10 protein-coding genes, 1 tRNA gene and 1 pseudogene are annotated in these 12,294 nt (G+C 69.2%); 7 read left to right on the top strand and 5 right to left on the bottom strand.

What is annotated here, in order from left to right:
- Positions 1–110 precede the first annotated feature (110 nt).
- Together AB0F81_RS08255 and AB0F81_RS08260 are read right to left on the bottom strand one after the other, a co-directional pair.
- The gene (locus tag AB0F81_RS08255) at positions 111–935 is read right to left on the bottom strand and encodes a WecB/TagA/CpsF family glycosyltransferase (RefSeq protein ID WP_360192934.1); all 825 of its coding nucleotides are present in this window, start codon (positions 933–935) and stop codon (positions 111–113) included.
- Between the two features lie 268 nt (positions 936–1,203).
- Positions 1,204–1,286 (bottom strand) — tRNA-Leu (locus AB0F81_RS08260).
- A gap of 265 nt (positions 1,287–1,551) precedes the next feature.
- On the opposite strand from AB0F81_RS08260, the gene AB0F81_RS08265 reads away from it, so the two are divergent.
- From AB0F81_RS08265 to pknB, 7 genes are all read left to right on the top strand, one after another.
- The gene (locus AB0F81_RS08265; protein ID WP_360193146.1) at positions 1,552–2,346 is read left to right on the top strand and encodes a DUF3662 and FHA domain-containing protein; all 795 of its coding nucleotides are present in this window, start codon (positions 1,552–1,554) and stop codon (positions 2,344–2,346) included.
- A gap of 5 nt (positions 2,347–2,351) precedes the next feature.
- Positions 2,352–2,834 carry an FHA domain-containing protein gene (locus tag AB0F81_RS08270; protein WP_196412347.1) on the top strand — a complete coding sequence of 161 codons (483 nt, stop codon included), beginning with the start codon at positions 2,352–2,354 and terminating at the stop codon, positions 2,832–2,834.
- The gene (locus tag AB0F81_RS08275) at positions 2,831–4,213 is read left to right on the top strand and encodes a BofC C-terminal domain-containing protein (protein WP_360192937.1); all 1,383 of its coding nucleotides are present in this window, start codon (positions 2,831–2,833) and stop codon (positions 4,211–4,213) included. The genes AB0F81_RS08270 and AB0F81_RS08275 overlap by 4 nt, the downstream gene beginning before the upstream one ends.
- Positions 4,214–4,288: 75 nt before the next feature.
- Positions 4,289–5,743, top strand: coding sequence for an FtsW/RodA/SpoVE family cell cycle protein (locus tag AB0F81_RS08280; RefSeq protein WP_360192939.1), 1,455 nt, complete (start codon positions 4,289–4,291; stop codon positions 5,741–5,743).
- The gene (locus AB0F81_RS08285) at positions 5,740–7,242 is read left to right on the top strand and encodes a penicillin-binding transpeptidase domain-containing protein (protein WP_360192942.1); all 1,503 of its coding nucleotides are present in this window, start codon (positions 5,740–5,742) and stop codon (positions 7,240–7,242) included. Before AB0F81_RS08280 ends, AB0F81_RS08285 begins: the two co-directional genes overlap by 4 nt.
- A 1-nt stretch (position 7,243) precedes the next feature.
- Positions 7,244–8,584, top strand: coding sequence for a serine/threonine-protein kinase (locus tag AB0F81_RS08290; RefSeq protein WP_360192945.1), 1,341 nt, complete (start codon positions 7,244–7,246; stop codon positions 8,582–8,584).
- Positions 8,581–10,347 (top strand): Stk1 family PASTA domain-containing Ser/Thr kinase, encoded by a 1,767-nt coding sequence (gene pknB, locus AB0F81_RS08295; protein ID WP_360192948.1) that lies wholly within the window; start codon positions 8,581–8,583, stop codon positions 10,345–10,347. The genes AB0F81_RS08290 and pknB overlap by 4 nt, the downstream gene beginning before the upstream one ends.
- Before the next feature lie 55 nt (positions 10,348–10,402).
- Here pknB and AB0F81_RS08300 read toward each other — a convergent pair whose 3' ends face one another.
- The 3 genes and pseudogenes from AB0F81_RS08300 to AB0F81_RS08310 all read right to left on the bottom strand — a co-directional run.
- Positions 10,403–11,053: an aminodeoxychorismate/anthranilate synthase component II gene (locus tag AB0F81_RS08300; RefSeq protein ID WP_360192950.1), complete on the bottom strand. Its 651-nt coding sequence runs from the start codon at positions 11,051–11,053 to the stop codon at positions 10,403–10,405.
- A gap of 4 nt (positions 11,054–11,057) precedes the next feature.
- A complete protein-coding gene (locus tag AB0F81_RS08305) occupies positions 11,058–11,339 on the bottom strand; it encodes a hypothetical protein (protein ID WP_360192953.1) in 282 nt (93 codons plus the stop codon).
- A gap of 4 nt (positions 11,340–11,343) precedes the next feature.
- Positions 11,344–12,120: pseudogene (locus AB0F81_RS08310) on the bottom strand (class E sortase); the annotation flags it as partial.
- Positions 12,121–12,294: the final 174 nt, after the last annotated feature.

A 12,294-nucleotide genomic window follows, 5' to 3' on the forward strand; every position in this document is an offset into this window, starting at 1 on the left:
GGGTGCCGATCAGGATGACGTCCACAGCGATGTCCACATCGACAGCGTTCACCGGAACGGCGCCGAACGAAACCGGGCAAAGCCCGGAACGAATCCCGTAGGGGTAGCCGTCACACGGCGAAGTCGTGCACCGGCTCGGTGGCCGGTGCCGGCGGGGTGGCCTTCCACACGCCCAGCTTCTGCGCGGCGAGCCGGCTCAGGTAGGCCGGGTTCAGCAGCACGTACCGCTTCCACAGGCGCTTGGGCTCCAGGCCGAGGCGCCACAGCCACTCCAGCGCGTACTTCTGCATCCACGCGGGCGGGTTCTTCAGCAGGCCGGCGTGGTAGTCGAAGGCGGCGCCGACGGCGAGCAGCGGCATGTCCAAATACGGCCGCATCGCGTAGGTGAAGATCTCCTGCCGCGGGCAGCCGAGGCCGACCAGCACGACCCGGGCACCGGACGCCTTGATCCGCTCGGCGATCTCGGCGGCCTCCCCCGGCTTCGAGCTGCGGAACTTCGACGCCTCCACCCCAGCGATCTTCAGCGCCGGGAACATTCCCTGCAGGGCCGGGACCAGCCGATCCAGCGTGGGCTGTGTCGACCCGTACAGATAGACCGGCAGACCCTCGGCCGCCGCCTGCTCGACCACCTTAAGTGTCAGGGTTGGCCCGTAGACCCGGTCCTGCAGCCCAGCACCGTGCAGCAGATTCAGCGCCCACCGCACCGGCTGCCCGTCCGGCGTAACCAGATCGAACGAGTTGAGCCGCGCGTTGTGCGCGCGATCCTGCACCCCGGTCATCACCCCGTGCACCGCGAGCGCCGTAACCGCGAACGGCCGGTGCTCCCGGGCCGCCTCGATGATCTGCGCGGTAGCGGTCGCGTAATCGGTCGCGTCGACGAGCACGCCGAGCACGTTGCGCTTACCCCGAGCGGTACCGGTAGGTGTGACGGACACCGACGACTCTCCAGCCCTGATGACAGTAAGGCGGCGAGCATAGCGCCACCCTCAACTCGACCCGACCGAGTGACAGGTGGATCTTCCACCCCCACGACGGATCTTTCTCCGTACCAAAAAGGTGTTAGACGCCCCACACAAGGGTGACGGAAGATGCCAAGCGCACCCACCGCAACGTGGGGGGTTCGGGGGGCTCGGCCCCCCGGCTAGCATGACGAGGCGCCCCCGGTCCGCGCTTTTTGCGGACAGAGGGCGCCTCGGCGACTCGTGGGGATGGGGGGAGTTGAACCCCCACGTCCTTTCGGACACACGGACCTGAACCGTGCGCGTCTGCCATTCCGCCACATCCCCATGTGACTTGCCTTCAAGATCATATACATGACCTCGTTGGCTTGAAGCGGGCCGGTCGGGCCTGCTTCTAGTTACTGGCTGCGACAGACTACGCTGTCGCACGTCACTAAGCGAGAGCAGTACCAAGCTTGTTGGAAAGCCCAGCGAGTTGATATCGCCCCGCGACGCAGGAAACATTAGCACGGCGTCGAGGGGCGTCATACGAGGGTCAGAAGTGCCGGCTGCTCTTGGGCTACGGATGCGCAAGCGGCCGCCGGATACCATCATGTCCTCGGAACCCGAGGAGGAGCCGGTGAGCGTGCTGCAACGCTTCGAAAAGCGATTGGAAGGCCTGGTCGAAGGGGCCTTCGCGAAGGTGTTCAAGGGTGTCGTGCACCCTGTGGAGATTCTGAATGCCATGCAGCGGGAGGCCGAGGCGCACAAGGCCATCCTCGCCGGTGGCCGCACTCTCGTGCCCAACCGCTATGTCATCGACCTGTCGCCCTATGACCACAGTCGGCTGGCGCCCTATGCGGCGGCACTGGCGCAGGAGCTCGCGCAGTCGCAGGCCGAGTTCATCGGTGAGCAGGCCTGGACCGTCTACGGCGACGTGATCGTCGAGATCGAGCGCGGGGACGGGCTGGACACGGGCATGTTCCGGGTCACGGCCGAGGTCTACACCGGTGGCGAGGTCGCCCCGGTGCAGCAGCCGGCCTACGACGCCGGCCCGCAGTACTCGCCCTATGACCAGCAGGGCGGCTACCAGCCGCACGGCGGTCACGGTGGCCATGGCGGGCCGCGCAGTGTGGGCCTGGTCTCCGGTGACGGGCGGACCTACCCGCTGCAGATGGGCTCGACCGTGATCGGCCGCGGCGACCAGGCGAACCTGCGCCTGCCCGACGTCGGCATCTCGCGCCGGCACGCCCGGCTCGACTACGACGGCAACCAGGTGGTGCTGACCGATCTGGGCTCCACCAACGGCACGATGGTCAACGGCCAGCGAGTGTCGGCCGTGGCGCTGAACCCGGGCGACATGATCCAGCTCGGGACCACCACGCTCACCTTCCGAGTGGACGGCTAGCGACCTTGCCCGAATTCGTCCTCACCGTCGCCCGTTTCGGATTCCTGATCCTGCTGTGGATATTCGTGTTCACCGTGGTCGGGGTCATCCGACGGGATCTCTTCGCGGGTTCCCGGTCCAAGAGCATCGTTGCCAGCCCTCGGGGGGTGGGTGGTGCGGTGCTCCAGGGCCGGCCGGCGAAGGCGAAGCGCGGTAAGGCGGCGCGGCAACTCGTCGTGACCGCCGGCCAGTTGGCCGGCACCCGGATCACGCTCGGTGAAGCCCCGATCACGATAGGGCGCGCCGAGGATTCGACGCTCGTCATCACCGACGACTTCGCGTCCGCCCGGCACGCCCGTCTGGTGCCGCGCGACGGGCAGTGGTTCGTGGAGGACCTCGGCTCGACCAACGGCACTTACCTAGATCGCGGTAAGGTCTCCGGACCCACTCCAGTCCCCCTTGGCGTTCCGATCCGGATCGGGCGCACTTCTCTCGAGTTACGGCCATGACCCTGACCCTGCGCTATGCCGCTCAGAGCGACCGCGGTCTGATCCGAGACCTGAACCAGGACTCCGTCTACGCCGGGCCGCGGCTTCTTGCTGTCGCGGACGGCATGGGCGGCATGGCCGCCGGTGACGTCGCGTCCAACATTGTCATCGCCGCCATGGCGCCTCTCGACGACGACGTCCCCGGTGACGCCCTCGTCGATGCCCTGCGGCACGCCGTCGGTACTGCGAATCAGCAGTTACGCGACACCGTCGACGCCAACCCACAGCTCGAGGGCATGGGCACCACGCTGACCGCGGTGCTCTTCTCGGGCAGCAAGTTCGGCATGGTGCACATCGGCGACTCCCGGGCGTATCTGTTGCGCAACGGCGAGTTCTCGCAGATCACCAAGGACGACACCTACGTTCAGATGCTCGTCGACGAGGGCCGGGTCAGTCCGGAGGAGGCGAGCAGCCATCCACAGCGCTCGCTGCTCACCCGGGCGCTGGACGGCCGCGACATCGACCCGGAGTACTCGGTCCGCCAGGTGCTCAAGGGCGACCGCTACCTGATCTGCAGCGACGGCCTCTCCGGTGTGGTGAGCGGGGAGACGATCGCGCAGACCATGCGGGAGCTCACCGACCCGAAAGCGTGTGTCGAGCGGCTGGTGCAGCTCGCGCTCCGCGGCGGTGGCCCCGACAACATCACCGTGGTGATCGCGGACGCGATCGACGACATCGTCGAGCAGTCGCCGATCGTCGGCGGGGCGGCCTCAATCGACCGCGGGAACACGACGGTGGCGGACAGCTCCACGTCCGCGGCCCGGGCGGCGGCGCTCAAACCGCCGCCGCGGCCGGCCCAGCCGGAGCCGGCCACCAACGGCTACGAACCGGAGCCCGCGGGCCACCCGGTGCGAACCACCCTGATGGTGCTGCTGCTCCTCGGCGTGCTCGGTGGCGGCCTCTGGGCCGGCTGGCAGTACACCCAGGATCAGTACTACGTGGGCGCGACCGAGGCCGGTCAGCTCGCCATCTTCCGGGGCGTTCCGGGGCAGATCGCCGGCCTGGACCTGTCGACCGTGAGTGAGACCAGCGCGGTCCAGCTCGACGACCTGACCACCGTCGCTCAGGATCGTGTCAAGCAGGGCATACAGGCCGACAGCCAGGCCGATGCGAAGAACGTGCTCGCCGACTTGACGAGCGAGGAACCGTCGAACCCGAATCCGAACCTGAAGCCGGTCTGCGTCCCGGGCGGAACCACCCCGAGCACCGCTGCGTCGAATCCCGCGGCGCCGCTGGCGTCCGGCGCCCCCGTCTCGAGTGCCCCCGCCACCCCGAACGCCCAACCGACCGCGAGTGCTCCGAGCGCCGACGACCCGGCCCTGTGCCGGACCGTCAACTGAGCACGGCCTACACGTCTGGGGATTTTCTTGACCGCGCCCGCCGTACCGGCTCCCACGCCCGCCTCCACGGGCGAGATGTCGCGTATCCCGACGGGATGGAAGACACGCCGTAACGCCGAGCTGGGTCTGCTCGGGTTCGCCATGCTGATCGTTCTGGTCTTCGGCGCCACGGTTGAGTTGCACCAGTTCGAGTCGCTGCAGCCCAACTTCTGGGTTCCGGCCGCGTTGCTCAGCGTGCTGTTCCTGAGCCTGCACGTGGTGGTGCGGTTCGCTGCGCCCTTCTCCGACCCGGTGCTGCTTCCCTCGGTGGCCCTGCTCAACGGGATCGGCGTGGCCTTCCTGCGCCGTCTCGACATGGCGCGGGCGATCGCTCAGGACAAGCCGATCCCCGGCATCTTCGCGGACACCGGCGGGCGTCAGCTGGCCTGGACGCTGCTCTCGCTGATCCTGGCCGCGGTGCTGCTGCTGGTGGTCCGGGACCACAAGATCGTCTCACGGTACGCGTACACGCTCGGCCTGGCCGGCATCGTGCTGATGATGATCCCGGCGGTGCTGCCCGCCAGTATCTCCGAGGTCAACGGCGCCAAACTGTGGATCCGCTTCGGCGGCGTCTCGATCCAGCCGGGCGAGTTCGCGAAACTGGCCCTGGTCTCGTTCTTCGCGTACTACCTGGTCCGCAAGCGTGAGGTGCTGTCGCTGGCCAGCCACCGGTTCCTGGGCATCGACTTCCCGCGCGGCCGGGACCTGGGCCCGGTCATCACGGTGTGGCTGTTCAGCCTGCTCATCCTCGTCTTCCAGAAGGACCTCGGCACCGCCCTGCTGTACTTCGGGCTGTTCGTGGTGACCCTCTACGTCGCCACCGAGCGCGCCAGCTGGCTGATCATCGGTTTGCTGCTGTTCTTCGGCGGCGTCTACGTGGCCTACCTGCTGGGCGCCTCGGTCGGCGGCCCGTTCGCGAACTTCTACGATCGCGCCGAGGTCTGGCTCAACCCGTTCGACGCGGAGAACTACGACCGAGTCGGCGGCAGTTACCAGCTGGTGCAGGGCCTGCTCGGCCTCGGAACGGGCGGCCTGTTCGGCAGCGGTCCGGGTGCCGGGTCTCCGGGTGAGGTGCCCGAGGTGCGCACCGACTTCATCTTCGCCGGGCTCGGCGAGGAGATCGGCCTGTTCGGCCTCTCCGCCCTGCTCGTGCTCTACCTGCTGATCGTGGAGCGGGGTCTGCGCGCGGCCCTCGCCGTGCGCGACTCGTTCGGCAAGCTGGTCGCCGGCGGCCTGGCCTTCACCCTCGGGTTGCAGGTATTCGTCATCCTCGGCGGTATCACCGGGCTCATCCCGCTGACCGGTCAGACCACTCCATTCCTCTCCGCCGGTGGCTCCTCGCTGATGGCGAACTGGCTGCTCATCGCCATGCTGTTGCGCATCTCCGACGCGGCTCGCCGCCCGGCCACCAGCAGTGGACCGGAACGGTCCGGGCCGAAGAAGGCACCCGCCCAGCTACACGGCGCCATGACGGAGGTGATCAAGCCGTGAACGCCCCTCTCCGCCGTGCCGGCGTGGTCGTCCTCGTCCTGTTCGGGATGATCTTCGCCAACCTCAACTGGATCCAGGCGTACAAGGCCGACGAGTACCGTACGCACGCCCGCAACGACCGCGTGATGATCGCCGAGTACGAGCGGCCGCGTGGCGTGATCGAGGCGAACGGCCAGTACCTCGCCGAGAGCAAGGAGACCACCGACAACCTGAAGTACCTGCGCGTGTATCCGAAGAAAGAGATCTACGCGCCGGTCCTCGGGTACAAGCCGGTCGGTCTCGGTGCGGTCGGCATCGAGGCGATCGAGAACGAGTTCCTCAACGGCCAGAGCGACAAACTGCTCGCCGACCGGATCAGCCAGATGTTCACCGGTGAGGAGACCAGCGGCGGCAACGTGCTGCTCTCGCTGAACACCAAGGCTCAGGAGGTCGCCTGGAAACAGATGACCAACAACGAGCGCGGAGCGAAGCGGGGTGCCGCGGTCGCCATCGACCCGCGGACCGGTGCGATCCAGGCAATGGTCTCGATGCCGAGCTTCGACCCGAACCCGCTGGTCACACACGACCAGGCAGCGGCGAAGAAGGCGTACGACAAGCTCAACGGCGAAAAGGATCAGCCGCTGCTGAACCGTGCGGTGGCCGCGACGCAGCCGCCCGGCTCGGTGTTCAAGGTGATCGTGTCGGCGGCGGCCCTGCAGAACGGCTACGACCTCACCTCCGAGATCGAGGCGGGCGCCGTCTACCGCGAGGGCGGGGCGACCATCCGCAACTCGGCCGACGAAGTCTGCCCCGGTGGCCGGATCACCCTGAAGGACGCGCTGCGGACCAGCTGCAACACCGGCTTCTCCCGGCTCGGTGTCGCCCTGGGCGCGGACAAGGTCAAGCAGACCGCGCAGGCGTTCGGCTTCGAGGACGAGGGCCTCAAGGCCGGCAACCTGGAGACCGGCGAGGGCCTCTCGGTCGCCGCCAGCCGCACCGGTGCCATCGCGAACCCGGACGGCAGCACCGACACCGCCGCGCTCGCCCAGTCCTCGCTCGGCCAGCGCGACGTCCGGATGACGCCGCTGCAGGGTGCGCTGATCGCCGCCACGGTGGCCAACAACGGTGAGCAGCAACGGCCGTATCTGGTGCAGAAGCTTCTCGGCCCGGACCGGCGGACCCTCTACACCGCGGAGCCGCAGACGCTGCGCGAGCCGATCTCGGCGGACGTCGCGACGAAGCTCAAGGAGATGATGGTCAGTGTCGTCGAGGACGGCACCGGCCGGAACGCGCAGATCGACGGCTTCGAGGTCGGTGGCAAGACCGGCACGGCCCAGAACGCGGAGGGCGCGGACAACCACGGGTGGTTCATCGGCTTCGCATTCAACTCCAAGGGTGAGGCGGTTTCGGCCGTCTGCGTCATGCTGGAGAACGTGCCCGGTAGCCGCAGCCCGAGCGCCGAGGCTGCCCGGATCGCCGGGCACATCATGAAGGCCGCGGCGGGCCGGGGAGGGGACTGACATGATCCGCCCGGGGGTCACGCTCGGTGGGCGGTACCGCTTGGAGGAGCGGATCGCCGGCGGCGGCATGGGCGACGTCTGGCGCGGCACCGACGAGGTGCTGGGCCGTACCGTCGCGGTCAAGATCCTGCTGCCCGCGCTCCTCGACGAGCCCGGCTTCGCCGAACGGTTCCGCGGTGAGGCGCGGACCATGGCGACCATCAACCACCCGGGTGTGGTCGACGTCTACGACTACGGCAGTGACCAGCAGATCGCCTTCCTGGTCATGGAGTACGTCGAGGGTGACGCCCTCTCCCGCACGCTGAGCCGGGTCGGCCGGCTGACGCCGGCGCGCACCATGGCGCTGGTCGCGCAGGCCGCTGACGCGCTGCAGGCCGCCCACGCCAACGGCATCGTGCACCGCGACGTCAAACCCGGAAACCTTCTGGTACGCCCGAACGGCACCCTGGTGCTGACCGACTTCGGCATCGCGCGCTCGGCCCTGGTCGGCCAGCTGACGGTGGCCGGCGCGGTGCTCGGTACAGCGTCTTACATCTCGCCCGAGCAGGCCGCGGGCGACGTGGCCACCCCGGCATCCGATGTGTACGCCCTGGGTGTGGTCGCCTACCAGTGCCTCTCCGGGCACCGGCCGTTCGACGGGGCCACCCCGATCGAGATCGCGATGAAGCACGTCCGGGAGAACCCGCGGCCGCTGCCCGGTGACATCCCGCCGGCGGTTCGCGCCATTGTGGAACGCGCGATGTCGAAGGACCCGTCGGCCCGCTGGCCGAGCGCCTCGGCGATGGCGACCGTCGCCCGTCAGGCCGCCTCCTCGCTCACCACCGCGGTGCAGCAGCCGGTGGCGCAGCCGCAGCAGCAGCCGGCTCGGGCCGCACGTCCGATCAGCCCGGCGCCGGCACGGCCACAGTCCGGTGCGGCGGCCCGGGCCTCGGTGCCGCGCCCGGTCTCCGGGGCCCGCGGCGCTGCTTCGGTGCCGTCCGCCCCGCCGCCTCCGATGGCGCCGCCGTACCGGCCGCAGTCGGGGGCACCGGTCAATGCGTACCCGCCGCCGGCCGCACCCGCCGCCAAGCCGGAGAGCACTTTCGGCCGGCAGGTGCTGGTGGTTCTGGCCGTCGTGCTCGCTCTTCTCGTCCTGCTCTGCGCCGGGGTCATCTCGTTCCTGTTACGACATGGCAACGGCAGTGCCGCCGCAGGGAACACGCTGGGCTATCACAGCAGCTCTGCGGCTATCCTCCGCTCGGGCGTGGTCGCTGACCCAGTGTTGGTGGCGTCGTACCGTCTTATGAAGGCCGATGCCCAGCTCGGCCGGATCCGACTGAACGAAGGACGACAGACGTTATGACGGCGCAGGCCCGCCTGCTCGGTGGCAGGTACCAGGTCGGCGAGCTGCTCGGCTACGGCGGCATGGCAGAGGTGCACCGGGGGCGCGATCTGCGTCTCGGCCGCGACGTGGCCATCAAGATGCTTCGCTCCGACCTGGCCCGCGACGCCACGTTCCAGGAGCGGTTCCGGCGTGAGGCCCAGAACTCGGCGGCGCTGAACCACCCGGCGATCGTCGCCGTCTACGACACCGGCGAAGAGGTGTCGGCCACCGGCGAGAAGCTTCCGTTCATCGTGATGGAGTTCGTCAACGGACGGACGCTGAAGGAAGTTCTCGCCCAGGAGCAGCGTATTCAGCCGCGCCGCGCGCTGGAGATGATCGCCGACATCTGTGCCGCGCTGGAGTTCAGCCACCGGCACGGGATCATCCACCGGGACATCAAGCCCGGCAACGTGATGATCACGCAGAACGGCCAGGTCAAGGTGATGGACTTCGGCATCGCCCGGGCACTGGCCAGCGGTGCCACCACGATGACGCAGACCAGCGCGGTGATCGGCACAGCGCAGTACCTCTCGCCGGAGCAGGCCCGCGGCGAGTCCGTCGACGCGCGTTCCGACGTCTACGCGGCCGGCTGCGTCCTGTTCGAGCTGGTCGTCGGGCACCCGCCGTTCGTCGGTGACAGCCCGGTCAGTGTGGCGTACCAGCATGTCCGGGAGGACCCTCGGCCGCCGAGCACGATCGTCCGCGACCTGCCGCCCGAGATCGACGCGATCGTGCTGAAGGCGCTCGCCAAGAACCCGCTGAACCGGTACCAGAGCGCCCAGGAGATGCGTGCCGACGCCCTGCGCGCGGTCTCCGGTCGCCCGGTGATGGCCACGCCGGTGATGAGCCAGGCCGAGACCGTCGCGATGACCGGCGCTCAGCGACAGTGGCCGCCGCAGGGCGCCACCACCATGCAGCAGTCGGTGCCGGCCGCGGTGGCCCCGCCGCGCAAGCCGGAGAACAAGTCGTCCTGGGTGATGGCCGCGCTGGCCGGGCTCGCCTTCCTCGTGGTGGTGGTGCTCGGTGTCGCGCTGGCCCTGCAGAACCGGGACGACGACACCCCCACCCAGCCGCAGACGGTGGCGATGCCGACGCTGGTCGGGTTGACCCCCGACCAGGCGAAAGCCGAACTCGCCAAGGTGCAGCTGACCGGGCAGCCGGGGGACCCGACGATCGACAAGGAGTGCGACGGCAAGATCGTCGCCCAGGATCCGCAGCAGGGCACCCAGGTGCAGCCGACCCAGACCGTCACCTACACGGTGTGCAACCCGCCCGAGCCGGTCGAGGTGCCGGAAGGCCTGGTGGGTGGCACGCAGGCGGCCGCCGAGGCGGCGCTGAAGGAGCGGGGCCTCGAGCCGCGCATCCGCGACGTCAACTCGGTCCAGCCGAAGGGCCAGGTCATCCGGGTCGAGAGCGAGGGCAAGGAGGTCGACCCGGGCACCGAGATCACCGTCGAGGTCTCGAAGGGCAACCAGGTCGAGATGCCCGACGTGGTCGGCAAGTCGGTAGAGGTCGCCAGCGCCCTGCTGGAGGAGCGCGGCCTCGACGTCTCGACCGAGGTGGTCCAGGGCGACGGTGAGCCCGGCGAGGTGGCCAAGCAGAGCGTGAAGGCCGGCAAGAAGGTCGACCGGGGCACGGTGATCGTCCTCGGCGTCATCGGGGAGAACACCGAGCCGAGCGTGCCGCCGTCCGCCGACGCGAGCGAGCCGCCCGGCACGGGCGGTGGCGGCGAGGAAGAGTAGGACCCGGAACACGAGAAAGGCCGGTCACCCCACGGGGTGACCGGCCTTTCCGGTGTCAGGCGGTGGCGAACGCCGAACGCCGGCGGGTCTCCACCTCGGCGGCCAGCGCCGGAGCCTTCTCCAGCGCCGACGGCAGACCGCAGGAGGCCAGCCAGTTCGCCAGCATGGTGTGCCCACCCTCGGTCAGCACCGACTCCGGGTGGAACTGGACGCCCTCGATCGGCAGCTCGCGGTGGCGCATCGCCATCACGACGCCCGACTCGGTCTGCCCGGTCACCTCGATCTCGGCCGGCAGCGTCTCGGGCAGGACGGCGAGGGAGTGATAACGCGTGGCGGTGAACGGGTCCGGGAGCCCGGCCAGCACGCCGTCGCCCCGGTGATGCACCTCGGAGGTCTTGCCGTGCAGCAGCTCGGGGGCCCGGGTCACGGTCGCACCGAACGCGGCACCGATCGCCTGGTGGCCGAGGCAGACACCGAACATCGGGAGCTTGCCGGCGTACTCCTTGATGACGTCCATCATGATCCCGGCGCGGGTCGGCTCGCCCGGCCCGGGCGAGAGCAGGATCCCGGCGGCGCCGAAGGTGCCGACGTCGGCCACCGAGATCTCGTCGTTGCGCCGCACCTCGCAGTCGGCGCCGAGCTGGCCGAGGTACTGGACCAGGTTGAAGACGAACGAGTCGTAGTTGTCGATCACCAGAATGCGCACGTCATCACCTGTTGGGGCTGGGCTCGGGCTGGTGGGAGGTGGTGCTGTAGGGGATTTCCTCGGGGGCGTCAGCGTCCGGGTCGGCGCTGCCGCCGGGGGTCACCGGGTTCGAGTCGGTCTGTTCGGTGCCGGCCTCGACCTGCACGTCGTCGAAGGGCAGCAGCGGGGTGGCCCACGGGAACACCACGTACCAGAGCAGCGCACCGATCGCCGAGACCAGCACGAGCGACAGGGTCAGCTTGCTCCAGACGGCACCCGGGAGCTTGCGCCAGATCCACGCGTACATCAGTTCAGGCCTTAATCTCCGCCGGCATACCGGCGTCCGGCAGCGACTGGTCGCGCGGCAGTGTCTGCGCCAGCTCGGCGTGCACGATCAGCCGCTCGTAGTTGTTGAACTTCGGGTTGCAGGTGGTGAGGGTGAGCAGCGCCTTGGTCGGTTTCGCCTTGGGCTTGCCGGGCACCGCGGCGACCACCTCGACCTGGTGCGGTTTGACGATCTGCAGGTCGTAGACGCGGTAGACGTACCAGTTCTCCCTGGTCTCCACGCCGATGACGTCGCCGTCCTGGAGCTCGTCGAGACGCCAGAAGATCTTCTTGATGCGGTGGCCGGCCACCGAGAAGTTGCCGACCTGACCGGGCTGCGCGGTCTCCGGGTAGTGGCCCGGCGCGTACTTGATGTCGTCCGGCTCCACGCCGTCGACGACCACCCACTTCTTGTCGAACTTCGGGATGTAGAGGCGGCCGACCAGCCCGGCCTTCGGGGCCTTCGGCGCCTTCACGTTGCTGCTCGCGCTCGGGGCGACGGTCGGATCGGCCCACGCCTCGTCCAGTTCCGCAGCGAGGTCGTCCTGCTCGTTCTGCACGGCGGCCGAGTTGCCGAAGACCTGATAGCCGGCGAACAGCAGCACAACCAGACCGAAAGTGATCATCAGCTCGCCGGAGGTCCGGATGCCGGTCCGGATCCGCGAACCGAGCGTCGGGCGGGTCAGCTCGGAGTAGACGCTCTTATAGCCCTCGTCGGTCTGCTCCGGCCTGAGCTTGACCACCCGCTCACCGCGTTTCGGCTTGATGGGCTCGGCGTCGTCGGCCGCCGGCTTGGCCTCGTCCGGCCCGCCGGGGCGGACCGCGGCGGTGGTTGCGGCGACCGAGGCCGCGCCGACCACGGCGTCCGGCCCGGCCGCTTCACGCGCGGCCTGAGCGGCCGCGCCGGGCGGGGGTGCGCTGGGCTTCCCCGCCGCCGG

Origin of the sequence: Actinoplanes sp. NPDC024001, from assembly GCF_040638955.1 — a bacterium.
GTDB lineage: Bacteria > Actinomycetota > Actinomycetes > Mycobacteriales > Micromonosporaceae > Actinoplanes.

What these genes read in the sequence shown, in the direction of transcription:
- AB0F81_RS08290 (WP_360192945.1), top strand. Translation starts at nt 7,244, where the DNA reads ATGATCCGCCCGGGGGTCACGCTCGGTGGGCGGTACCGCTTGGAGGAG.
- AB0F81_RS08305 (WP_360192953.1), bottom strand. Translation starts at nt 11,339, where the DNA reads ATGTACGCGTGGATCTGGCGCAAGCTCCCGGGTGCCGTCTGGAGCAAG.
- AB0F81_RS08280 (WP_360192939.1), top strand. Translation starts at nt 4,289, where the DNA reads ATGTCGCGTATCCCGACGGGATGGAAGACACGCCGTAACGCCGAGCTG.
- AB0F81_RS08265 (WP_360193146.1), top strand. Translation starts at nt 1,552, where the DNA reads ATGTCCTCGGAACCCGAGGAGGAGCCGGTGAGCGTGCTGCAACGCTTC.
- AB0F81_RS08275 (WP_360192937.1), top strand. Translation starts at nt 2,831, where the DNA reads ATGACCCTGACCCTGCGCTATGCCGCTCAGAGCGACCGCGGTCTGATC.
- pknB (WP_360192948.1), top strand. Translation starts at nt 8,581, where the DNA reads ATGACGGCGCAGGCCCGCCTGCTCGGTGGCAGGTACCAGGTCGGCGAG.